Source organism: Thermus sp. 2.9 (genome assembly GCF_000794385.1).
Taxonomy (GTDB): Bacteria; Deinococcota; Deinococci; order Deinococcales; family Thermaceae; genus Thermus; species Thermus thalpophilus.
On record NZ_JTJB01000001.1, the window covers coordinates 150787 to 170368 of the forward strand.

Genomic DNA, 19582 nt, shown 5'->3' on the forward strand with positions numbered 1-19582 from the left:
GTGGAAGCCTGGCAGAAGGCCCTCCTCGCCTGGTACCGGCAAAACGCCCGGCCCCTTCCCTGGCGGAAGGAGAAGGACCCCTACCGCATCCTGGTTTCCGAGGTCCTCCTGCAACAGACCCGGGTGGCCCAGGCCATCCCCTACTACCACCGCTTCCTGGCCCGCTTTCCCACCCTGAAGGCCTTGCGGGAAGCCTCCCTGGAGGAAGTGCTGAGGGTCTGGCAGGGGGCGGGCTACTACCGCCGGGCGGAGCGCCTCCACCGCCTGAGCCGGGAGGTGGAGGCCCTTCCCCCAAGCTTCGCCGCGCTTCAGGAGCTCCCCGGCCTAGGGCCCTACACCGCGGCGGCGGTGGCCTCCGTGGCCTTCGGGGAGCGGGTGGCGGCGGTGGACGGGAACGTGCGGCGGGTGCTCTCCCGCCTCTTCGCCCTGGAAAACCCATCCCCTCGGGAGCTCTTTTCCCTGGCCCAGGGGCTTCTCCCCGAGGGGGAGGACCCCGGGGAGTGGAACCAGGCCCTCATGGAGCTCGGAGCGGTGGTCTGCCTTCCCCGGAAGCCCCTTTGCCCCGCCTGCCCCCTCGCCGCCTTCTGCCGGGGCCGGGAGGCTTGGGCGCGCTACCCGAGGCCGAGGAGGCGGGAGGCGCCGGAGGAGGGGCTCGCCGCCTTGGTCCTTTTGGGGAGGCGGGGGGTGTACTTGGAGCGCCTTGCGGGCCGCTTCCGGGGGCTTTACGGGGTGCCCCTTTTCCCGGAAGGGGAGCTGGAGGCGCGGGCACAGGCCTTCGGCGTGGCGCCCCGGTACCTGGCCGAGGTGCGCCACGCCCTCACCCACCGCCGGCTTCGGGTGCGGGTGTACGGGGCCCCCTGGGACGGGGAGGGGGAAGACCCTCAGGCCAAGCCCCTACCCAAGCTCATGGAGAAGATACTGGGCGAGGCGCTTCCCCTCCTGGCTCATGCGGGCGTAGTCCCCCTCCCGCACGCAGAGCCCCACGGCATAAAGCCCCGCTAGGCGCTTTAGGCGGAAGGTTTCCTCCTCCCACTCCTCGGGGTGGAAGGCGTGGTAGCGCACCCGGTAGCCCGGGGTGGTGGGGGTTTGGGGCACCTCCCTTTCCCGCACCACGAAGCGAAAGCCCTGGGCCTTTAGGTCCTCCCAAAGGTCGGGGTAGCTCGCCTCGGAGAGCCTTCCCGCCTCCTCCTCCACTTCGCCTAGGTAAAGTCGGGCCCCAAGGAAGCTTCCCACCGCCAACACCACCCGCTCCCCCCAGGCGGGGGGGCCTTCCCAGGTCCTCACCCCCACCACCCGCTCCCCCTCCAGGAGGAGGCCCGTGGCCGTGGCCTGGAAGAGGTGGAGGCGGGCTTCCGCCTCGAGGAGGTACTTGGCCCGGGCGTGGAAGGCCCAGACCCGCTCGTCCTCGGGGTCATAAGCCCTTTCCAGGAGGCTTCCTTGGGGAAAAGGGGGCTTGGGGGGGAGGAAGGGCATCATCACCGAGTCCAGGCTTTGGGTGAGGAGGCCCACCTCCACCCCAGCCCGGGCCAGGTGCCAGGCGGCCTCGGCCCCGGCGAAGCCCGCCCCCACGATGAGCACTTGGTAGCTCCGCATAACCCTAAGAAAAAGGCCCTCCCTTAGGGAGGGCGCGCTGGCGGGCCGTGAAGGACTCGAACCTCCAACCCCCGGTTTTGGAGACCGGTGCTCTGCCAATTGAGCTAACGGCCCCCGCCTTGGGGATTGTAGCACACCCTTGGCGCCAAGGGGAAGGGGGCGGAAGGGGTAAAATGGCTCCATGCCCCGCCTTCTTTTTGCCTTGCTCTTCCTCCTTTTCGCCTTCGCCCAGGAGGCCACGCACGTGGTGGCGCCCGGGGACACCCTTTTTTCCCTCGCCCGGCGCTACGGCACCACGGTGGAGGAGCTCATGCGCCTCAACGGGCTGGAAAGCTTCCTCATTCGCCCGGGGCAGGTGTTGAAGGTGAAGCCCCTCGAGGCCTCCACCCACGTGGTGGCCCCTGGGGACACCCTTTTTTCCCTCGCCCGCCGCTATGGGACCACGGTGGACGCGCTCATGCGCCTAAACGGCCTCGCCTCCCCCGAGCTCAAGGTGGGGCAGGTGCTCCGGCTTCCCCCAAACCAGGAGGCCCCACCCGCCCCGGAAGGGCAGGCGCAAGGGGAGGTGGAGGAGGAGTGGAACCCCGAAAGCCCCCTCTTGCGGGCGGTGCTCCGCTACCTGGGGGTGCCCTACAAGTACGGGGCCAACTCCCCCTTGGCCCTGGACTGCTCCGCCTTCGTAGCCCAGGTGTACGCCGAGCTTGGGGTGGCCTTGCCCCGCACCTCAAAGGAGCAGTACCAGGCCCTCACCCCCGCCGATGCCCTCCGCCCCGGGGATCTGGTCTTCTTCAGCTTCGGGGGGAAGGAGGTGGACCACGTGGGCATCTACCTGGGCCGGGGGGTCTTCGCCCACGCCTCTAGCTACGGGAGCCGGGTGGTGATTGAGAGCCTCGAGGCCCCCTTCTACCAAAAGGCCTACCGGGGGGCGCGGCGGGTGGCGCAGGAGGCTACGGCCAGTCCGGGATCTCCCCCCGGGCCTTCCTCAGGGCGGTGAGGAGGGCTTCTCCTGGCCTTCCTTCACCCCGGAAGGCCTCCTGCTCCCGCTCCAACCAGGCCTCCCCCGGGCGGAAGAGCACCCCCCTGGCCTCCCGAAGGGCCTCCTCCAAAAGGGCCCCGAGGGAGTAGAAGGGGGCCCCTGGGGGTAGGTCGGGGTCAAAGCCCTGGCGGGCTAGGGCCCTGCCATAGGGCGTTTCCCGCGCCTCCATGGTGCCCCCTTGGGTGAAGTAGCGCTTTAGCACCCGGTTCCAGTCCCCCACCCGGCTGTAGGGGGCCATGGCCCGGTAGGCCTCCTCGAGGTCCTCCGCGCTGTAGGGGCGGTAGCGGTCCTCGTGGACCACGAGCCTGCGGGGAAGCCTTGGCCTCGGCGGGCCCTCCTCGTCGGGCACGCCCACCGCCAGGCCCGCCACGGGAAGAACCCCCGGGGGAAGCCCCAGGAGGTCTACGAGGGCTTCTATCCCGTTCAGCACCCCTCCGATGAAGCAAACCCCGTAGCCCAAGGCCTCGGCGGTGAGGGCCAGGTAAGCCCCGGAAAGCCCCGCGTCCAGGATGGCGAAGTGGAGGGCGGTCCTGGGCCAAGGGGCCATGGCTTGCCCCCGGTGGGCGAGAAGCCGTTCCAGGCGGTGCACGTCCGCCAAGAGGACGAAGAACTCCGCCGCCTGCCGGATGTGTTCCTGCTCCCCGGAGAGCCTGGCGATCTCGTCCCGGAGGGCGGGGTCCCGGAGCCGGATGACGGAGTAGAGCTGGGCGCTGGCGTCCGTGGGGGCCCGCTGCAGGGCGAAGAGGAGCTTTTCTAGGTCCTCTTCGGGGATGGGCTCGGGCTTGAAGCGGCGGGTGCTACGCCGTCTGGCCAGGACTTCCAGAAGGTCCACGGGAGGCATCCTACTGCAAGGGAAACTCCAGCCGCACCACCTTCCAGCCGAAAAGCCCCTGCCGCTCCAGGTAAAGCCGGCTTTCCGGGTCGTCCTTGTGGTGGATGTAGGCGGTGCGGAAGTCCAGGTACCTTAGCCGCCAGTTCTTCACCTCCTCCTTGGGGGCTTGGCCCGGCTCGGCGCCCGTGCCCAAGGCGGCGAGCCCCTCCGGGGTGAGGAGGGCCTCCACAAAGGCGTTCACCAGGCCCGCGGCGAAGAGGTAGGCCAGGCCGGCGAAGGGGTTGTTCTCCGCTTCCTTGGCCGCCTCCTGGAGCACGTGGGCGTTGATCTGGGCCTTAAGCCCCTCCCGCACCCGGGGGAAGTCCACCATGCGCTCCAGCTGGGCCCGGTCGCCCGCCAGGATGGCGTTTTGCAGGTGGCGGAGGAAGAGGTAGGGCGAGGCCCAAAGGTAGGCTCCCAGGGCCACACCCACAAGGCCGAGGGCCAAAAGAGCGATCCATAGGGGCTTCCGCATGGCTCCTCCTGGATTTGGAAAGGGGAATAAACCTGTCCCCCCTACAGAATACGGGGCCAAGGGCTGGTTAGTAAACCCCGAGAAGGCGCAAGTAAGCCTCCCAGATGGCCGGCCCGAAGAAGAAGGCCGCCACCCCCCCGAGGGCCAGGTAGGGCCCAAAGGGGATTTTGCGCTGGCGGAAAAGGAGCCCGGCCAAAGCCCCGGCGAAGACCCCGAGGAAGAGGGCCAAGAAGGCGTAAAGCCCAAGCCAGGCGCCCAAGGCTCCCAAAAGCTTCACATCCCCGTAACCCAGGGCCACGGGCTCCTCGTCTTCCCCTTCCGGCACCGGGCGGAGGGCCCAGTAAAGCCCCCCGGCCAGGGCCAGGCCCCCCGCGGCGAGGAGGGCTCCTTTGAGGCTCGCCAGGAGGTCCAGGCCCAGGGCGGGGGCGAGGAGGAGGGCCAGGGGCAGAAGGGGCAGGGTCAGGCGGTCCGGCAGGACCACGGGCTTTCCGGTGCGCCCGGAAAGGGCCCAGGTGAGGAAGGCCAAGGCCATCCCCACCCCGGGGCCCAACAGCGCCCCGAAGAGGGCCGCCATGTGCACCTGGTGGGGCCCCACGGGCACCTCGGCCCGGCCCTCTTGGAAGCGCCTCATGAAGAGGTTGGCGTAGCCGGCGATGAGCCCAAGCCCTCCCGCCGCCAGGAGGGCCCCGTCCAGGGCCTCCCCGAAGGGGAGGGGAAAGGAAAGGAGCCAGGCCCCGAGGAGGCCCAGGAAGAGGAGGCCGTAGGTGAGCGCGTCGGGAAGCTCAAAGGTGTCCAGGTCAATGAAGGAGAGGGCCACGAGAAAGCCCAAGAAGGCGAAGACCAAAAGCGCTTCCACCGAGGGCGGGTAAAAGAGGGCGGCGAGGAGGAAAAGCCCCCCCGTGAGCCCCTCCACCAAGGGGTAACGGGGGCTAATGGGCTTGCCGCAGTAGCGGCACCGCCCCCGAAGGCCCAGGTAGGAGAAGACGGGGACCAGGTCCAAGGCTGAAAGCCTGTGGGCGCAGTGGGGACAGCGGGAAGGGGGGAAGACGATGGATTCTCCCTTAGGCAGGCGGTGGATGACCACGTTGAGGAAGGAGCCCACCAAAAGGCCCAAGACCAGGGCGAAGAGGGGCCACATGGGGGCATTTTACGGGGTGGGCCGCCTGGGGTTCTTGGGGTCTAGGAGGGGCTCTGGGTTTGGAAGCTTCCGAAAGAGAGGCGGTTCTAGCCGGCCCATCCTCGAGGCCTTTCGCCGCGTCCTCGGTCTGGGCTGGGCGGAGGGCTTGGGTGGGCCCCTTCAGGGGGAACTTAGGGCGAGCCGCCCCTTTTCCTTGGGTCGCGGAGGCGGGAGGCCATTCGCCCCGCTTTCACACCCCAGGTGTAGGATGCTTCCGTGACGCCGGAAGCCGCTTACCAAAACCTCTTGGAGTTCCAAAGGGAAACCGCCTACCTGGCCTCCTTGGGGGCCTTGGCCGCTTGGGACCAGCGCACCATGATCCCCAGGAAGGGGCACGAGCACCGGGCCCGGCAGATGGCCGCCCTGGCCCGCCTCCTCCACCAGCGCATGACCGACCCCCGCATCGGGGAGTGGTTGGAGCGGGTGGAGGGTTCCCCCTTGGTGCAAGACCCCCTTTCCGACGCGGCGGTGAACGTGCGGGAGTGGCGCCAGGCCTACGAGCGGGCCCGGGCCATTCCCGAAAGGCTCGCCGTGGAGCTGGCCCAGGCGGAAAGCGAGAGCGAAAGCTTTTGGGAAGAGGCAAGGCCCCGCAACGACTGGCAGGGCTTTTTGCCTTACCTCAAGCGGGTCTTCTCCCTGACCCAGGAGAAGGCCAACATCCTCTATAGCCTTCCCCCGGCCCCCGGGGACCCGCCTTACGGGGAGGTTTACGATGCCCTTTTGGACGGGTACGAGCCGGGGATGCGCGTGGAGGAGCTTCTACCCCTCTTCGCCGAGCTCCGGAAAGGGCTAAGGGGGCTTTTGGACCGCATCCTGGGCAGCGCCAAGCAGCCCAGGACGGAGATCCTCCACCGCCCTTACCCCAAGGAGGCGCAGCGGGCCTTCGCCCTGGAGCTCCTTCAGGCCTGCGGGTACGACCTCGAGGCCGGCCGCCTGGACCCCACGGCCCACCCCTTTGAGATCTCCATCGGCCCGGGGGACGTGCGCATCACCACCCGCTACTACGAGGACTTCTTCAACGCCGGCATCTTCGGCACCCTGCACGAGATGGGCCACGCCCTCTACGAGCAGGGCCTGCCCAAGGAGCACTGGGGCACTCCCAGGGGGGAGGCGGTCTCCTTGGGGGTGCACGAGTCGCAAAGCCGCACTTGGGAGAACCTGGTGGGCCGCTCCTTGGGCTTTTGGGAGCGCTTCTTCCCCCGGGCGAAGGAGGTCTTTGCGAGCCTCGCCGATGTGGGCCTAGAGGAGTTCCACTTCGCCGTGAACGCCGTGGCTCCCTCCCTCATCCGGGTGGAGGCCGACGAGGTCACCTACAACCTCCACATCCTGGTGCGCCTGGAGCTCGAGGTGGCCCTCTTCCGGGGCGAGCTCGCCCTGGAGGACCTTCCTGAGGCCTGGGCGGAGAAGTACCGGGCCTACCTCGGGGTGGCCCCCAAGGACTACAAGGACGGGGTCATGCAGGATGTCCACTGGTCCGGGGGGCTTTTTGGCTACTTCCCCACCTACACCCTGGGCAACCTCTACGCCGCCCAGTTCTTCCAGAAGGCGGAGGCGGGGCTTGGGGCCTTGGAGCCCATGTTTGCCCGGGGGGAGTTCCGGCCCTTTTTGGACTGGAGCCGGGCCAAGATCCACGCCGAGGGGAGCCGTTTCCGCCCCAGGGCCCTGGTGGAGCGGGTGACCGGGGAAGCCCCGAGCGCCAAGCCCTTCCTGGCCTACCTGGAGCGCAAGTTCGCCGCCCTCTACGGCTTCTAGCCCCGCCGGGGCCAGACGGGGGGGAGGGCTAGGGCCAGGAGGAGGCTCGCCACCCACAAGGCCCCCTCCCCCCGGCCCAAGGCTTCGGCCCCTAGCCCCGCCAAGGCGGGGCCTAAGGCTTGGCCTAAGGCGAAGGCCGCCGTGGAAAGCCCCATGGCCCTGGGCCAGGCGGAAGGGGGGAGGAGGGCGCGGAAGGCCTGGGTGACGGCGGTGATGACCCCTAAGAAGGCCAGGCCGAAGAGGAAGGCGCTAAGCCCGGGAAGCCCCTGGGCCAAGGGGGGGAGGCTCGCCAAAAAGAGCACCAGGAGCACGTGGAATAGCCCCCGCTTCCCCCCACCCGCTCCACCCAGGTACCCCAGACCACCCCTGTAAGGAGGGCGCCCAGGCCGAGGAGGGTGAAAAGCAGGGTCCAGTCCCCCACCGCCGTGGTCACGAAGGTCATGTAGCCGATGTACCCCGCCCCGTAGAGGCCGTAGGCCAGGAGAAGGGGGAGGATGGGCCTGAGGCTTCCCTCCCCCCGGGCGGGAGGCGGGGGCTCCTTGAGCGCTTTCCAGGTCCAAAGGGGGGCCAAGGAGAGGAGAAAGGCCCCAAGGCCAAGACGTCCCCAGGCGCTTTCCGGCGTGTCCGCTCCCAAGAGGAGCCAGGGGGCGAGGAGGAGGCCGAGGCCCACCCCGCCGTAGTAGGCGCCCAAGCTCCGCCCCGAGCTTCCCAGGGCCATGAGCAAGGCGGCGCCGCCCACGAAGACCAAGGCCCCCAAAGCGCCTTGGAGAAGCCTTAAGGCGAAGGCCAAGGCGTAGCCATCAGCCCCCGTGAGGGCCAAGACCCCCCCTTGGAGGAGGAGCGCCAGGAAAAACCCCCTCCGGTAGCCGAGCCACCCCAAAAGGCGGTGGCTCACGATGGCTCCCAGGAAATACCCCAAGGTGTTGGCGCTACCCAAAAGCCCCCCTTGGGCGTAGGAAAGCCCCCAGGCGGCCTGCATGAGGGGAAGGACCAGGGCGTAAGCGAAGCGCCCCAGGCCCAGGGCCACCCCGGGCCCCAGGGTGAGGAGGAGGATCCTAATAGCCATGGAGGAGGCCCAGCCGCTTGGCCCTGTACACCGCCCGCCGGAAGAGGAAGAGGCCCACGCCCAGGTAGGCCAAGCCGTTCAGGAAGGCGAGGCCCAAGGCAGAGGGGTCCAAGGGGGCTCCTTCCGCCAGCATCCTCCGGGCCAAGGCCGCCCCCGGGGCTAAGGGCAGGAGGGCGAAGGGCCCCGTGCCCGGGGCCTGGAGGAGGAAGAGGAGGAGGAACTGGGAAAGCCCCAGAAGCTGCTCCACCCGCTTGTAGAGGAGGGCCAGGCTCCCCATGGCGAAGCCCAGGCCGTACCCCCCGAGGAGCACCGCCAAGCAGGGGAGGATCACCCCAGGGGCGAAGGCGAGCCGGGCCCCGGTGAGGGCCATGAGGACCAGGGCGATGAGGAAGACCAAGAGGCCCTGGGAAAGGAGCCCCGCCAGGTTCCGCACCAAAAAGAGGGGGATGGGCCCATAGGGGGTGAGGAAGACCTGCTCCAGGGTGCCCGTCTGCGCCTCCTCCATAAGGCCGAAGGAGAGGCCGTTATAGGCGGAAAGGGTGAAGGTCCAAAGCAAATAGCCCACCAGCACCGCCTCCAGCCTTCCCCCGAACTCCGCCCCCGGCCCCGCCAGGAACCGGGCCCCGAGGAAGAGGAAGTAGAAGATGAGGCTTAGGGTGACCACCGCCCCCAGAAGCTCCAGGGGGTAGCGGCGGAGGTAGAGGAGGCTCCGCCAGAACTCTGCCAAAAAGAGGTCAAGCATGGCCCACCACCTTTAAAAAGACCTCCAGAAGATCGGCCTCCGCCTTGGCCACCCGCTTGAGGGGAAGGGGCTTGAGGGCCTCGAGGACCCGCCACAGCGCCTTCCCGTCCCCGCGAAAGAGGAAAGGTCCATCCCCTTCCACCCCCAGGGCGCGAAGCCGAGCCAAGGCTCCTTCCGGCACGGGGCCCTCCAGCTCCAGCACGTAGTGGTCCCCGGCGAAGCGGGCGAGGAGGGCGCCCTTTTCCTCCTCCAGGACCACCTCCCCCCGGTGGATGATGGCGATGCGGTCCGCCAGGGCCTCGGCCACCTCCAACTGGTGGGTGGTGAGGAGGATGGCCTTGCCGCTTTGGGCCAGGGCCCGGATCCGCTCCCGCACCAAGAGGGCGGTTTCCACGTCCAGGCCCAGGGTGGGCTCGTCCAAAAGGAGCACCTCGGGGTCGTGGATGAGGGCCTGGAGGAGGGCGAGCTTCTGTTGCATGCCCCGGGAGAGGTGGCGCACCTCGGTGTGGGCCTTTTCCCGGAGGCCGTACGCTTCCAGGAGGGCCAAGGCCCGCTTTTGGGCCTCCTTCAGGCGTAGCCCCCGGGCCACGCCGAAGTAGACCAGGTTCTCCAAGGGGGTGAGCCGCCAGTAGACGTTGCGGTTCCCCTCCAGCACCGCCCCCAGATGGCGGAGGGCCTTGGGGTCCTGGAAGGGATCCCGGCCCAATAGGCGCACCTCCCCCTCGTCGGGAAGGAGGAGGCCGGAGAGCATCTTCACCGTGGTGGTCTTGCCGGCCCCATTTTTGCCCAGGAAGGCCAGGACCTCTCCCGGGCGCAAGGCGAGGTTCACGCCGCGCACCGCGGTGAGGGCCCCAAAGCGCTTCACCAGCCCCCGGGCCTGGAGGAGGGGTTCCATGGCCCTAGTCTAGGGGGCTCCAGCGGGTGGCGTCCCGCTTTTGGTACTTTTCCATGGCCTTGCGGAAGGCTTCCTCCAGGTCAATCCCTTCCCGGTTGGCCAGGGAGATGAGGACGAAGAGGAGATCGGCGAGCTCCTCCGCCAAATCCCCTTCCGCCTCCCCCGGCTTGGGCTTTTTGCCGTGGCGGTGGGCCAGGACCCGGGCCACCTCTCCCAGTTCCTCCGCAAGGCGGGCCAGCAGGAGGAGGGGTGGGAAGTAGCCCTCCTTGAACTGGGAGATCCACGCATCCACCTGGCGTTGCGCTTCCCTAAAGGTGAGGGGCTCCATGCCCCAAGCGTACAATGCCCCCATGCGGGCCCTTGCCCTCATCGCCCACGATGCCAAAAAGGAGGCCATGGTGGACTTTTGCCGGAGGCACCGGGAGCTTCTCGCCCGCTTTCCCCTCGTCGCCACGGGCACCACGGGGAGGCGGATAGAGGAGGCCACGGGGCTGGAGGTGGAAAAGCTCCTTTCGGGCCCCCTGGGTGGGGACCAGCAGATGGGGGCCCGGGTGGCGGAGGGGCGGATTTTGGCCGTGCTGTTCTTCCGCGACCCCCTCACCGCCCAGCCCCACGAGCCCGACGTCCAGGCCCTCCTGCGGGTGTGCGACGTGCACGGGGTGCCCCTCGCCACCAACCCTATGGCGGCGGAAGCCTTGGTCCCGTGGCTCGCCTCCCTGGTGGGCTAGAGGGTCCTGCGGCAGACTCCCCTACTGGGATGGGTGGGAAGAGCACCCCCGCCACGGTGAGCCCTCCCCGAAAGGCATGGCCCAGGAAGACCAGTCAGATTGAGGGGATGGTAGGGGGCCTGGTTGCGCAGCACCCGGAAGCTGTCGCGGAAAGAGGGGTCTTCAAGGGGGATCAGGTCGGGGGCGCAGCCCCCCTTTTCCGTGGACCCAGGCCGTGAGCTTTTCGTTCGCCGTACTCTGAAGGTAGGCCACCCAGGGCGTGAGGAGGAAATCCAGACTAAAGGCCAAGGCCAGCCCTGCCAGGGGCTAGAGGGGGCTGGAGTAAGGGCGCCGCTTCCCAGATCGGTTGCAGGTTGTTCACCAGGAGGCGGGTCAGGCCCAGCACCGCCACCGGCGCCAAGCCTCCCAGGGCCGAGAGGCCCAAAAGGAAGAGGCTCTCCGTGGGGGTTGCGCGGAAGATATGCTGCAGCGCCGGGGGCAAGAGGGGGCTTTTTCCGTTCAGCCCTGACCACCTCCTGTCCTTCAAGATGCTTTTGCCGGTGCTTGGGGTTTGTCCCCCAGTAGTGCACGGAAAGCATTTCTCAAAGACGTCCGGAGAACTGGGACTTGCCCCTCCCCGCCAAGGGCGCAAGGGCGAGGAGAAGCCCCCCAGCGAGGAGGAAGGGGCAGGGAAGGGACACCCCCGCCAGGGCCCCGCCCAGGAGGGGACCTAAGGGGGCCAGGGCTCCGCTAAGGAAGAGAAAGCCTCCCGCCACTCGGCCCCGAAGCTCCGGGGGGGCCTGGCTCAGGCGCACCGCCCCAGCCACCGCGCCGAAGAGGGTGCCCCCAGCCCCCAGGAGGAAGGCGGAGCCCGCGAGGAGGGGCCAGGGAAGGAGGAGAGCAGCCCCCAGCAAACCCAGACCCGCGAGGTATAGGGCAAGCCTTAGGGTTCTCCCTTCCCCTAACCGCTTTAGGGCCGCTCCTACCAGGACTCCCCCCAAGGCTCCCCCCAGGTTTTGGGCCGTGCCCATGACGCCCAAGACCCAAGGAGCTTCCCCGAGGCCCCGCAGGATCACAAAGGGAAGGAGGCCGGCGAAGAGGGCGTAGGCCAGGTTGAGGAGGGCCTCCTGGAGCAGGAGGGGGCGGAGGGAAGGGGTTTCCCAAAGGAAGCGCAAGCCCAAGAAGCTCCCTCCTTCCGGCTTCCCCGGGGGCCTTGGGGGCAAGGGAAGGGTGCGGTATAGCCCCGCCGCGAGAAAGAGGAATCCACTTCCCAAGCCCAGGGTCCAGAGGCGGCTTCGGGCGAAGAGGAGGCCTGCGGCCAGATCGGAAAGGGCGTCGGCCACGGTGTAGAGGGCCCCCAGCTGTCCCCGGGCCCGGGCCAAGGCCTCCTTGGGGAGGAGGTCGGCGAGAAGGGCGCCTGTGGCCACCATCCGCAGGGCCTCCAGGAGGGCGAAGAGGAAGCCCACGAGGTAGAAGGGGAGGAGGGCGGGGGTGGCGAGGAGGGGAAAGAGGGCCAGGGTGAGCCCCCCCTGGCCCAGGGTGGCCAGGAGGAGGAGCCTTGCCCTAGGCCACCGGTCGGCCAGGTGCCCCCCGTAGAGGGCAAAGAGGGGTTCCGCCAGGAGGCGGAAGGCCAGGGCCAGGCTGGCCTCCAGGGGGCTTAAGGCCCCAAGGGCGGTGAGGGCGGCGTGGCTAAAGTAGAAAAACCCTGCCCCAAAGAGACGGAAGGCCTCGAGGCCAAGGAGCAAGGTCACGGACATCCTCATGCGTGAAGGCCTGTGTCAGAAATCCTCGGGGGGCCTAGCTGCCCAGCCTGGGCTTACCCCAGGCTCTGCCGGTACGCCAGCGCCTCGGCCACGTGGGCTTCCTCCACCCTTTCCGCCCCTAGGAGGTCGGCGACGGTGCGGGCCACCCGCAGGATGCGGTCGTAGCTCCTTGCGGAGAGGAGCATCTTCTTGGCGGCGGCTTGCAGAAGGGCCTCGGCCCCTGGGGTGAGGCGCACGTGTTCCCGCAGGGCCTTGCCGGAAAGCTCCCCGTTGGGCCTGCCCTGGCGGGCGAGCATCCGTTCCCGAGCCCTTAGGACCCGTTCCCGCACCGCCTCCGTGCCCTCCCCTTCGGGGGCGCGGGATAGCTCCAGGGGCGTGAGGCGGGGCACCTCCACCACCAGGTCAAAGCGGTCCAAAAGGGGGCCGGAGATGCGGCCGGCGTAGCGCTTTTGGGCGGAGGGGGTGCAGGTGCAGGGCCTTTCCGGGTCGCCGTGCCAGCCGCAGGGGCAGGGGTTCATGGCCGCCACCAGGAGGAAGCGGGCGGGGAAGGTGAGGCTGGCCCGGGCCCGGGCCACGGTGACCACCCCGTCCTCCAGGGGTTGGCGGAGGGCCTCGAGGGCGTCCCGGGAGAACTCGGGGAACTCGTCCAGGAAGAGCACGCCCCGGTGGGCCAAGGATACCTCCCCCGGCTTGGGGATGGCCCCGCCCCCGATGAGCCCGGCGTAGCTCACCGTGTGATGAGGGGCGCGGAAGGGGGGCGTGCGCAGGAGCCCCTTCACCGGCTTCCCCGCGGCGGAGTGGATGCGGGTCACCTCCAGGGCGGCCTCCCGGGCGAGGGGCGGGAGGAGGAAGGGCAGGCGCCGCGCCAGCATGGTCTTCCCCGAGCCCGGGCTTCCCACCAGGAGCAGGTGGTGGTAGCCGGCGGCGGCGATCTCCAGGGCCCTTTTGGCCTTGGCCTGCCCCTTCACGTCCCGGAGGTCCAGAACCTCCAGGGCCTCCCCCGTTTCCTCGGGGTGGGCGGGGGCGAGGGCCGCTTCCCCCCGCAGGTGGGCCACCGCCTGGGCCAGGGTTTCCGCCCCCAGGGCCACCACCCCCTCCACCAGGGCCGCCTCCTTGGCGCTTTCCTTGGGAAGGAGGAGCTTTTTCCCCTCGGCCGAGGCGGCCAGGGCCAGGTTAACCGCCCCCGGCACGGGGCGGAGGGTGCCGTCTAGTCCCAGCTCCCCCGCCACGGCGAGGCCAAAGAGGGCCTCGAGGGGCACCACCCCTTGGGCCGCCAAGAGGCCCAAGGCGATGGGGAGGTCAAAGTGGCTTCCCTCCTTCCTGAGCTCGGCCGGGGCCAGGTTCACCACCACCCGGGCCTGGGGGTAGGGGAAGCCGGCGTTTTTCAGGGCGGCCCGCACCCTTTCCCGGCTTTCCTCCACCGCCTTGTCCGGGAGGCCCACCAGGGCGTAGGTGGGAAGCCCGGGGCTAACGTCCACCTCCACGGTAACCGGAACCGCGTCCAGGCCGAAGAGGGTGTAGCTTCGCACCTGGGCTAGCATGTAGGGAGTTTAACGAAAGTTTGTTGGTTTGCCCAGGGGGAAGGCCCTTTCCTAGCAGCGGGGTTTTGCGCTAGGGTTGGGGCCAGGTGCCCCGTAAGGCCAAAAGCGCATATAACAAACTTTGCCGCGCCCCAGGGTGAAAGACCTCCCCTCCTTTACCCGGAGGACTTCTGAAGCACGGGCAGGTAAAGCCCTAGGGCCAAAAGGAGCAAGAGGAGAAGCCCCCCAAAGGCCCACGTGTACCCCAGGCTTCCCACCGCCACCCCCACCCCCCATTGCAGGAGGAAGGTGCCGCCGATGCCGAAGAGGTTCACCAAGGTGGTGCCGCGGCCCACCAGGTGGCCCGGCACCAGTTCCCGGGCCTGGGTGAGGGTGAGGATGTTGAAGGCCCCGAAGAAGCCCAAAAGGGCGTAGGCGGGGGCCAAGAGCTTGAGGAGAAGGAGAAGAAGCCCAAGGGCGAAGGCCAAGGCGGAAAGGAGGAGCACCCGCGCCGTGCCCAGGCGGTCCGCCAGGTACCCGGATACCAGAAACCCCAAAACCGCCATCCCCGAGTAGAGGAAAAGGAGGTTCCCCACCGCCACCGCCGAAAGCCCCAGGTGGTACCCGTAGGCTCCAGCCCAAAGGGTCTGGAGGGCCAGGAAGCTCCCGGTGAAGGCCAAGGCCAAAAAGGCCACCCGGAGGAGCCTCCCGTTCTGCCAAACCTCCCGGAGCCCTCCACTCCCCCCCGCCTTGGGCCAGGGGACCCCGGGAGGGGTGTTCCGCACCCCCAGGTAGATGGCCAGGGCCACCCCCACCACCCCCAGGGCTCCCACGAGGAAAACCCCCCGCCAGCCCAGGGCCTCCTTGAGGAGGGCGAGGGGCGTGGCCGCCAAAAGCCCCCCCGTGGCCCCGAGGCCCACCAGCAGGGTGGACACCGTGGCGTAGTTCTTGGGGAACCAAAGGCTAAAGGCCTTGAGGGAGCCCATGAGGGCCGCGGCCATGCCCACCCCGATGAGGGCCCGGCCCAGGGCCAAGATGGGAAAGCTCGGGGCTAAGGCGAAGACCACGCTCCCCAAGGCGGCCACCAGGAGAAGGGCCGGGGTCACCACCCGGGGCCCCACCCGGTCCAAAAACCCCCCCAAGGGGAGTTGCGCCGCGGCGAAGGCCAGGTAGAAGAGGCTCGTCATGAAGCCGAGCTCCGCCGGCCCAAGCCCCAGGTCCTGGGAGAGGTCCTTGGCGAGCACCGCATTGGCCGAACGGTAGAAGTAGGAGAGGAAGTAGCCCAAGGTGAAGAGGAAAAACACCCGCGCCGCCATATCACCTCCGGTTTAAGACTACCCCCAAAAGGATGAGGCCGCCCCCCAAAAGCGCCTCTGGCCGTAAGGGCTCCCCCGCTAAGGGCCAGGCGAAGATGGCCCCCGCCACGGGCTCCAGCATGGCGAGGAGGGTGGCCTCCCGGGCGGGGACCAGCCGCACCCCCTGCAGGAAGAGGGCGAAGGGGAGGAGGGTGCCGAAGAGGACCAGGTAGGCCACGGCGCCCCAGGCCTCGAGGTCCAAGGCGAGGAGGTGGGGCAGGTTTAGGAGAAGAACGGGCAGGGCGAGGAGGCTTCCCACCCCGGTGGCCACCCCCAGGCTCACCAAGGGCGGGGTCTTGAGCCCTTGGGAGGTGGCGGCGTACAGGGCGAAGGAAAGGGCGGCCAAAAGGCCAAAGGCCACCCCCAGGGGGCTTCCCGCAAGCCCCACCCCCCCGCCACCAGGATGTAGGCCCCCAAAAGGGCCAGGGCCACCCCAAAAAGGGCCCGGCCGGGAAGCCTTTCCCGGCGGAGGAGGGCGTAAAGGGTGAGGAGGGCGGGGGCGAGGTACTGGAGGAAGATCCCCGTGGCCACGCCTGCGGCGTGGATGGCCAGGTAGTAAAAGGCCTGGGCCCCGGACAGGGAGAAGCCCACGGCCAAGAGGCGCCGCCTTTCCTCGGGCCTTGGGGGGTGGCGGAGGAGGAGGGGAAGGAGGAGGAGGAAGCTCAGGAGGAAGCGCAAGGGGATGAGGACCCCCGGGGGGATGCCCTCCATGAACCGCCCCGCCAAGGCCCCTCCCAGGCCCCAAAGGAGGGCGGCCAGGGCCACGAAGATCACCGCCTACCCCCCACCACGGCCAGGCCCACGCCCAGGAGGAGGACCAAGGCCCCGAGGAGCACGGGGAGGCCCGGAAGCTCCCCAAAGAGCAAGAAGGCCAGGAGGCTTGCCCCCACCGGCTCAAAGAGGATGGCCAGGGTGACCAGGACCGGGGGGATGTGCCGCGTGGCCCAGTTGAAGCTGGTGTGCCCCACGAGCTGGGGCAAAAGGGCCATGAGGAGGAGGTAGCCGTAGACGGCGGGGGGGTACCCGCCGTACCCGCCCCCAAAGAGGTAGGGAAGGGGGAGGAGGACCAAGGCCGCCACGGTGTAGGCGACCCGGATGTATTCCAAGGTGGAGAGCCCCCGCCGCTGGGCCTCCCGCCCCAGGAGAAAATAGAAGGAAACCGCCACCGCCCCCAAGACCGCCAGGAGGTCCCCCAAAAGGGGATTTTCCCCCCCGCCCCCTTCCGCATCCCCAAGCCCGATGAGAAGCCCCCCCACGAGGGCCACGGCCACCCCGAGGAGGGTGGTGCCGGAGGGCTTCTCCCCGAAGAGGAGCCAGCCGAAAAGGGTGACCCAGACGGGGTTGGTGGTGACGAGGGCGGTGCTTGCCGCCACGGAGGTGTAGGAGAGGGAGGTGATCCAGAAGGCGAAGTGGAGGGCCAAAAAGACCCCGGCGCCCACGGCGAAGGGAAGGCCCCTCTTTTCCCGCAAGGGCCTAAGCCAGCCCGGGGCGAGGAGGAGGGCGGCAAAACCCAGGCGCCCGGCGCTCATCACCAGGCTGAAGGCGAGGCTTCGGTCCTGGGCGGCCTCGAGGCTTAGGCGCACCAGGATGCTGCCGAAGCTTATGGCCAGGATGCCGGCAAGGAGCACGGCGAGGAGGGTGAGCCTCGAGGGGCGCATGGCGGTATTCTTCCACGAAAAGGCGGCGCTTGCGAGGGTGCGCTTTCTGCCCATCCCGGGGTACTTGGCGGAAAGTCCAGGAAGTGTAGACCTCCTTCCGGAGTGGTGTAAAGGGGGGCTTCCCCGTGGGACAGGCGTCCTCACCTGGGCTGGTATACTGCCCCCGAAGGAGGTCCTATGGTGACCGTAGCGGTTCCCAAGGAACGGGCTCCCGGGGAAAGAAGGGTGGCCCTGGTGCCCGAGGTGGTGGCCCGCCTGGTGAAGGGGGGTGCCCGGGTGCGGGTGGAGCGGGGCGCCGGGGAGGGCGCCTACCACCTGGACGCCGCCTACCAGGAGGCGGGCGCAGAGGTGGTGGAGCGAGGAGAGCTTCTCCAGGGCGCCAACCTCCTCTTCACCGTCCAACCCCCCCCGGAGGACCTCATCGGGGCGCTGGAGCCTGGGGCCATCGTGGTGGGCTTTGTCCAGGCCCACAAAAACCCCGAGTTGGTGCGGGCGCTTGCGGCCAAAAAGGCCACGGTGATCGCCATGGAGCTCATCCCCCGCATCACCCGGGCCCAGAGCATGGACGCCCTTTCCAGCCAGGCCACGGTGGCGGGGTACCTGGCGGCGGTCCACGCGGCGAGGCTTTCCCCCCGCTTTTTCCCCATGCTCACCACGGCGGCGGGCACCATCCGCCCGGCCAAGGTGATGGTCATGGGGGTGGGGGTGGCGGGGCTCATGGCCATCGCCACTGCCAAGCGCCTGGGGGCCCAGGTCTTCGCCTACGACGTGCGAAAAGCGGCGGTGGAGCAGGCGGTCTCCTTGGGGGCGAAGCCCATTGAGCTTCCCATCAGCGCCGAGGGGGAAGGCGGCTACGCCCGGGAGCTCACCGAGGAGGAGAAGCGCATCCAGCACGAGGCCCTGCGCGAGCACGTGGCGGGGATGGACGTCCTCATCACCACCGCCCAGGTGCCGGGCCGCCGCGCCCCCATCCTCCTCACCGAGGACATGATGGAAAGGCTCAAGCCGGGGACCGTGGTGGTGGACCTGGCGGCCGAGAGCGGGGGGAACTGCGTCCTCACCAAGCCGGGGGAGGTGGTGGAGGTGCGGGGGGTGCGGATCTTTGGCCCCTTGAACCTGCCGAGCGAGCTTTCCGTGCACGCCTCGGAGATGTACGCCAAGAACCTCCTCAACCTCTCCAGCTTGCTCATAGAAAAGGGGGAGTTCGCCCCCAAGTGGGAGGACGAGATCATCCAAGGAGCGCTCCTCATGAAGGAGGGGGAGATCCTGCACGGGCCCACCAAGGCCCTTCTGGGAGGTGCGTGATGGAGTTCGGCTTCTGGTCGGCCCTTTACATCTTCGTGCTCACGGCTTTTTTGGGCTACGAGCTCATCACCCGGGTGCCGGTGATCCTCCACACCCCCCTCATGTCCGGGTCCAACTTCATCCACGGGGTGGTGGTGGTGGGGGCCATGGTGGTCCTGGGGCATGCGGAAACCGGTTTGGAAAAGCTCATCGGCTTCCTGGGCGTGATCCTGGGAGCGGCCAACGCCGCCGGGGGGTACGCGGTCACCGTGCGCATGCTGGAGATGTTTGAGAAGAAGCCCGGCAAGGGGGGTGGTCAGTAATGGACCTCATCCAGGCGGCCTACTTCGTGGTGGCCATCCTCTTCATCGTGGGCCTGAAGCGCATGGCCCACCCCACCACCGCTAAAAGCGGCATCGTTTGGGCGGGCTGGGGCATGGTCCTGGCGGTCTTGGCCACCTTCTTCTGGCCGGAGATGGGGAACTTCGGCCTCATGCTCCTGGCCTTGGCCTTGGGTTCCGCGGTGGCCTGGTGGGCGGCGGTGAAGGTGGCCATGACCGACATGCCCCAGATGGTGGCCATCTACAACGGCATGGGCGGGGGCGCCGCCGCCACCATCGCCGCGGTGGAGCTTCTGAAGGGGGCTTTTGAAAACGCCGGGCTCATGGCCTTGGCCATCCTGGGCGGGCTCATCGGCTCGGTGGCCTTCACGGGAAGCCTCATCGCCTTCGCCAAGCTCCAGGGCCTCATGCGGAGCCGCCCCATCCTCTTCCCGGGGCAGAAGGTGGTCAACGCCCTGGTCCTTCTGGTCACGGTGCTCCTGGGCTTTTCCCTCCTTTGGAACGACCCCACCTTGAGCATCATCCTCTTCTTCCTCCTCGCCCTCCTTTTTGGCGTGCTCATGACCCTTCCCATCGGCGGGGGGGACATGCCCGTGGCCATCTCCTTCTACAACGCCTTCACCGGCATGGCCGTGGGCTTTGAGGGCTTTGCCGTGGGGAACCCAGCCCTCATGGTGGCGGGCACCTTGGTGGGGGCGGCGGGCACCCTCCTCACGGTGCTCATGGCGAGGGCCATGAACCGCTCGGTTTGGAGCGTGCTGGTGGGCGGTTTCGGCGTGGAGCAGGAGGCGGGGGAGGTCAAGGGGAGCCTGAAGCCCATTGACGTGGAGGACGCCGCCGTGATGCTGGCCTACGCGGGCAAGGTGGTCTTCGTCCCGGGCTACGGCATGGCCCTTTCCCAGGCGCAGCACAAGGTGAAGGAGCTCGCCGACCTCCTGGAAAGCCGGGGGGTGGAGGTGAAGTTCGCCATCCACCCCGTGGCGGGGCGGATGCCGGGGCACATGAACGTGCTCTTGGCGGAGGCCGGGGTGGACTACGATAAGCTCAAGGACCTCGAGGAGATCAACCCCGAGTTCCCCACCGTGGACGTGGCGGTGGTTATCGGGGCCAACGACGTGGTGAACCCGGCCGCCCGCCGCCCGGGAAGCCCCCTCTACGGCATGCCCATCCTGGACGTGGACAAGGCCAAGAACGTCATCGTCATCAAGCGGGGGCAGGGGAAGGGCTTCGCCGGGGTGGAAAACGAGCTCTTCTACGCCGACAACACCCGCATGCTCTACGGGGATGCGCAACAAGTCCTAACCCAGCTCACCCAGGCCTTGAAGAAGCTCTAGCGCCGAAAGAGCC

Annotated in this window: 18 protein-coding genes, 1 tRNA gene and 2 pseudogenes; 7 read left to right on the plus strand and 14 right to left on the minus strand. The window is 68.5% G+C overall.

Annotation, left to right across the window (positions count from 1 at the left end; translation table 11 throughout):
* Nucleotides 1-1002, plus strand: coding sequence for an A/G-specific adenine glycosylase (locus QT17_RS00815; RefSeq protein WP_039455275.1), 1002 nt, complete (start codon nucleotides 1-3; stop codon nucleotides 1000-1002).
* Here the strand turns inward: QT17_RS00815 and QT17_RS13140 are convergent.
* Together QT17_RS13140 and QT17_RS00825 are read right to left on the minus strand one after the other, a co-directional pair.
* Nucleotides 895-1593 carry an FAD-dependent oxidoreductase gene (locus QT17_RS13140; RefSeq protein WP_081995741.1) on the minus strand — a complete coding sequence of 233 codons (699 nt, stop codon included), beginning with the start codon at nucleotides 1591-1593 and terminating at the stop codon, nucleotides 895-897. The two genes, QT17_RS00815 and QT17_RS13140, sit on opposite strands and share 108 nt — an antisense overlap.
* Nucleotides 1594-1631: 38 nt before the next feature.
* Nucleotides 1632-1707 (minus strand) — tRNA-Trp (locus QT17_RS00825).
* 67 nt (nucleotides 1708-1774) lie between these two features.
* On the opposite strand from QT17_RS00825, the gene QT17_RS00830 reads away from it, so the two are divergent.
* Entirely contained in the window at nucleotides 1775-2587 is an 813-nt protein-coding gene (locus QT17_RS00830; protein WP_039455280.1) for a C40 family peptidase, read from the plus strand.
* Here QT17_RS00830 and QT17_RS00835 read toward each other — a convergent pair.
* From QT17_RS00835 to QT17_RS00845, 3 genes are all read right to left on the minus strand, one after another.
* Nucleotides 2541-3461, minus strand: a complete 921-nt coding sequence (locus tag QT17_RS00835) for a nitroreductase family protein (RefSeq protein WP_039455475.1) — start codon at nucleotides 3459-3461, stop codon at nucleotides 2541-2543. The two genes, QT17_RS00830 and QT17_RS00835, sit on opposite strands and share 47 nt — an antisense overlap.
* A gap of 10 nt (nucleotides 3462-3471) precedes the next feature.
* Nucleotides 3472-3975: a DUF2939 domain-containing protein gene (locus QT17_RS00840; protein ID WP_039455282.1), complete on the minus strand. Its 504-nt coding sequence runs from the start codon at nucleotides 3973-3975 to the stop codon at nucleotides 3472-3474.
* Between the two features lie 67 nt (nucleotides 3976-4042).
* A complete protein-coding gene (locus QT17_RS00845) occupies nucleotides 4043-5113 on the minus strand; it encodes an A24 family peptidase (RefSeq protein ID WP_039455283.1) in 1071 nt (356 codons plus the stop codon).
* A 255-nt stretch (nucleotides 5114-5368) separates the two neighbouring features.
* Here QT17_RS00845 and QT17_RS00850 point away from each other — a divergent pair, with 255 nt between their 5' ends.
* Complete coding sequence (locus tag QT17_RS00850) at nucleotides 5369-6904, plus strand: carboxypeptidase M32 (RefSeq protein WP_039455286.1); 1536 nt, start codon at nucleotides 5369-5371, stop codon at nucleotides 6902-6904.
* On the opposite strand, the pseudogene QT17_RS00855 reads toward QT17_RS00850, so the two are convergent.
* The 4 genes and pseudogenes from QT17_RS00855 to QT17_RS00870 form a co-directional block, all read right to left on the minus strand.
* Nucleotides 6901-7970, minus strand: a pseudogene (locus tag QT17_RS00855) (YbfB/YjiJ family MFS transporter). The gene QT17_RS00850 and the pseudogene QT17_RS00855 overlap by 4 nt on opposite strands.
* Complete coding sequence (locus QT17_RS00860; protein WP_039455288.1) at nucleotides 7960-8712, minus strand: hypothetical protein; 753 nt, start codon at nucleotides 8710-8712, stop codon at nucleotides 7960-7962. The pseudogene QT17_RS00855 and the gene QT17_RS00860 overlap by 11 nt, the downstream one beginning before the upstream one ends.
* Nucleotides 8705-9607: an ABC transporter ATP-binding protein gene (locus QT17_RS00865; RefSeq protein WP_039455290.1), complete on the minus strand. Its 903-nt coding sequence runs from the start codon at nucleotides 9605-9607 to the stop codon at nucleotides 8705-8707. The genes QT17_RS00860 and QT17_RS00865 overlap by 8 nt, the downstream gene beginning before the upstream one ends.
* A gap of 4 nt (nucleotides 9608-9611) precedes the next feature.
* Nucleotides 9612-9935, minus strand: coding sequence for a nucleotide pyrophosphohydrolase (locus QT17_RS00870; RefSeq protein ID WP_039455476.1), 324 nt, complete (start codon nucleotides 9933-9935; stop codon nucleotides 9612-9614).
* A gap of 22 nt (nucleotides 9936-9957) precedes the next feature.
* Between QT17_RS00870 and mgsA the strand changes: the two genes are divergently transcribed.
* Nucleotides 9958-10335 (plus strand): methylglyoxal synthase, encoded by a 378-nt coding sequence (gene mgsA / locus QT17_RS00875; protein WP_039455292.1) that lies wholly within the window; start codon nucleotides 9958-9960, stop codon nucleotides 10333-10335.
* A 581-nt stretch (nucleotides 10336-10916) separates the two neighbouring features.
* Here mgsA and QT17_RS00885 read toward each other — a convergent pair.
* The 5 genes and pseudogenes from QT17_RS00885 to QT17_RS00905 all read right to left on the minus strand — a co-directional run bounded on the left by QT17_RS00885 (nucleotide 10917) and on the right by QT17_RS00905 (nucleotide 16610).
* Entirely contained in the window at nucleotides 10917-12071 is a 1155-nt protein-coding gene (locus tag QT17_RS00885) for an MFS transporter (protein ID WP_039455297.1), read from the minus strand.
* A gap of 59 nt (nucleotides 12072-12130) precedes the next feature.
* On the minus strand, nucleotides 12131-13618 hold the full coding sequence (locus QT17_RS00890; protein WP_039455300.1) for a YifB family Mg chelatase-like AAA ATPase: 1488 nt from the start codon (nucleotides 13616-13618) through the stop codon (nucleotides 12131-12133).
* Between the two features lie 155 nt (nucleotides 13619-13773).
* Nucleotides 13774-14913 carry a nitrate/nitrite transporter gene (locus QT17_RS00895; protein ID WP_039455301.1) on the minus strand — a complete coding sequence of 380 codons (1140 nt, stop codon included), beginning with the start codon at nucleotides 14911-14913 and terminating at the stop codon, nucleotides 13774-13776.
* A gap of 1 nt (nucleotide 14914) precedes the next feature.
* Nucleotides 14915-15726, minus strand: a pseudogene (locus QT17_RS00900) (EamA family transporter).
* Nucleotides 15723-16610: a DMT family transporter gene (locus QT17_RS00905; protein ID WP_039455303.1), complete on the minus strand. Its 888-nt coding sequence runs from the start codon at nucleotides 16608-16610 to the stop codon at nucleotides 15723-15725. The pseudogene QT17_RS00900 and the gene QT17_RS00905 overlap by 4 nt, the downstream one beginning before the upstream one ends.
* A 177-nt stretch (nucleotides 16611-16787) precedes the next feature.
* On the opposite strand from QT17_RS00905, the gene QT17_RS00910 reads away from it, so the two are divergent.
* The 3 genes from QT17_RS00910 to QT17_RS00920 are packed head-to-tail and all read left to right on the plus strand — an operon-like array spanning nucleotide 16788 to nucleotide 19569.
* Entirely contained in the window at nucleotides 16788-17915 is a 1128-nt protein-coding gene (locus QT17_RS00910; RefSeq protein ID WP_039455310.1) for an NAD(P) transhydrogenase subunit alpha, read from the plus strand.
* Nucleotides 17915-18217 carry a proton-translocating transhydrogenase family protein gene (locus QT17_RS00915; RefSeq protein ID WP_008630585.1) on the plus strand — a complete coding sequence of 101 codons (303 nt, stop codon included), beginning with the start codon at nucleotides 17915-17917 and terminating at the stop codon, nucleotides 18215-18217. The genes QT17_RS00910 and QT17_RS00915 overlap by 1 nt, the downstream gene beginning before the upstream one ends.
* Nucleotides 18217-19569: an NAD(P)(+) transhydrogenase (Re/Si-specific) subunit beta gene (locus tag QT17_RS00920; protein ID WP_039455319.1), complete on the plus strand. Its 1353-nt coding sequence runs from the start codon at nucleotides 18217-18219 to the stop codon at nucleotides 19567-19569. The genes QT17_RS00915 and QT17_RS00920 overlap by 1 nt, the downstream gene beginning before the upstream one ends.
* Nucleotides 19570-19582: the final 13 nt, after the last annotated feature.

Bases quoted from the DNA above. Each gene is read 5' to 3' on its own strand.
- QT17_RS00840 (WP_039455282.1), bottom strand. From the start codon at position 3,975: ATGCGGAAGCCCCTATGGATCGCTCTTTTGGCCCTCGGCCTTGTGGGT.
- QT17_RS00920 (WP_039455319.1), top strand. From the start codon at position 18,217: ATGGACCTCATCCAGGCGGCCTACTTCGTGGTGGCCATCCTCTTCATC.
- QT17_RS00845 (WP_039455283.1), bottom strand. From the start codon at position 5,113: ATGTGGCCCCTCTTCGCCCTGGTCTTGGGCCTTTTGGTGGGCTCCTTC.
- mgsA (WP_039455292.1), top strand. From the start codon at position 9,958: ATGCGGGCCCTTGCCCTCATCGCCCACGATGCCAAAAAGGAGGCCATG.
- QT17_RS00890 (WP_039455300.1), bottom strand. From the start codon at position 13,618: ATGCTAGCCCAGGTGCGAAGCTACACCCTCTTCGGCCTGGACGCGGTT.
- QT17_RS00910 (WP_039455310.1), top strand. From the start codon at position 16,788: ATGGTGACCGTAGCGGTTCCCAAGGAACGGGCTCCCGGGGAAAGAAGG.
- QT17_RS00830 (WP_039455280.1), top strand. From the start codon at position 1,775: ATGCCCCGCCTTCTTTTTGCCTTGCTCTTCCTCCTTTTCGCCTTCGCC.
- QT17_RS13140 (WP_081995741.1), bottom strand. From the start codon at position 1,593: ATGCGGAGCTACCAAGTGCTCATCGTGGGGGCGGGCTTCGCCGGGGCC.
- QT17_RS00905 (WP_039455303.1), bottom strand. From the start codon at position 16,610: ATGCGCCCCTCGAGGCTCACCCTCCTCGCCGTGCTCCTTGCCGGCATC.
- QT17_RS00865 (WP_039455290.1), bottom strand. From the start codon at position 9,607: ATGGAACCCCTCCTCCAGGCCCGGGGGCTGGTGAAGCGCTTTGGGGCC.
- QT17_RS00860 (WP_039455288.1), bottom strand. From the start codon at position 8,712: ATGCTTGACCTCTTTTTGGCAGAGTTCTGGCGGAGCCTCCTCTACCTC.
- QT17_RS00885 (WP_039455297.1), bottom strand. From the start codon at position 12,071: ATGTCCGTGACCTTGCTCCTTGGCCTCGAGGCCTTCCGTCTCTTTGGG.
- QT17_RS00895 (WP_039455301.1), bottom strand. From the start codon at position 14,913: ATGGCGGCGCGGGTGTTTTTCCTCTTCACCTTGGGCTACTTCCTCTCC.
- QT17_RS00915 (WP_008630585.1), top strand. From the start codon at position 17,915: ATGGAGTTCGGCTTCTGGTCGGCCCTTTACATCTTCGTGCTCACGGCT.
- QT17_RS00870 (WP_039455476.1), bottom strand. From the start codon at position 9,935: ATGGAGCCCCTCACCTTTAGGGAAGCGCAACGCCAGGTGGATGCGTGG.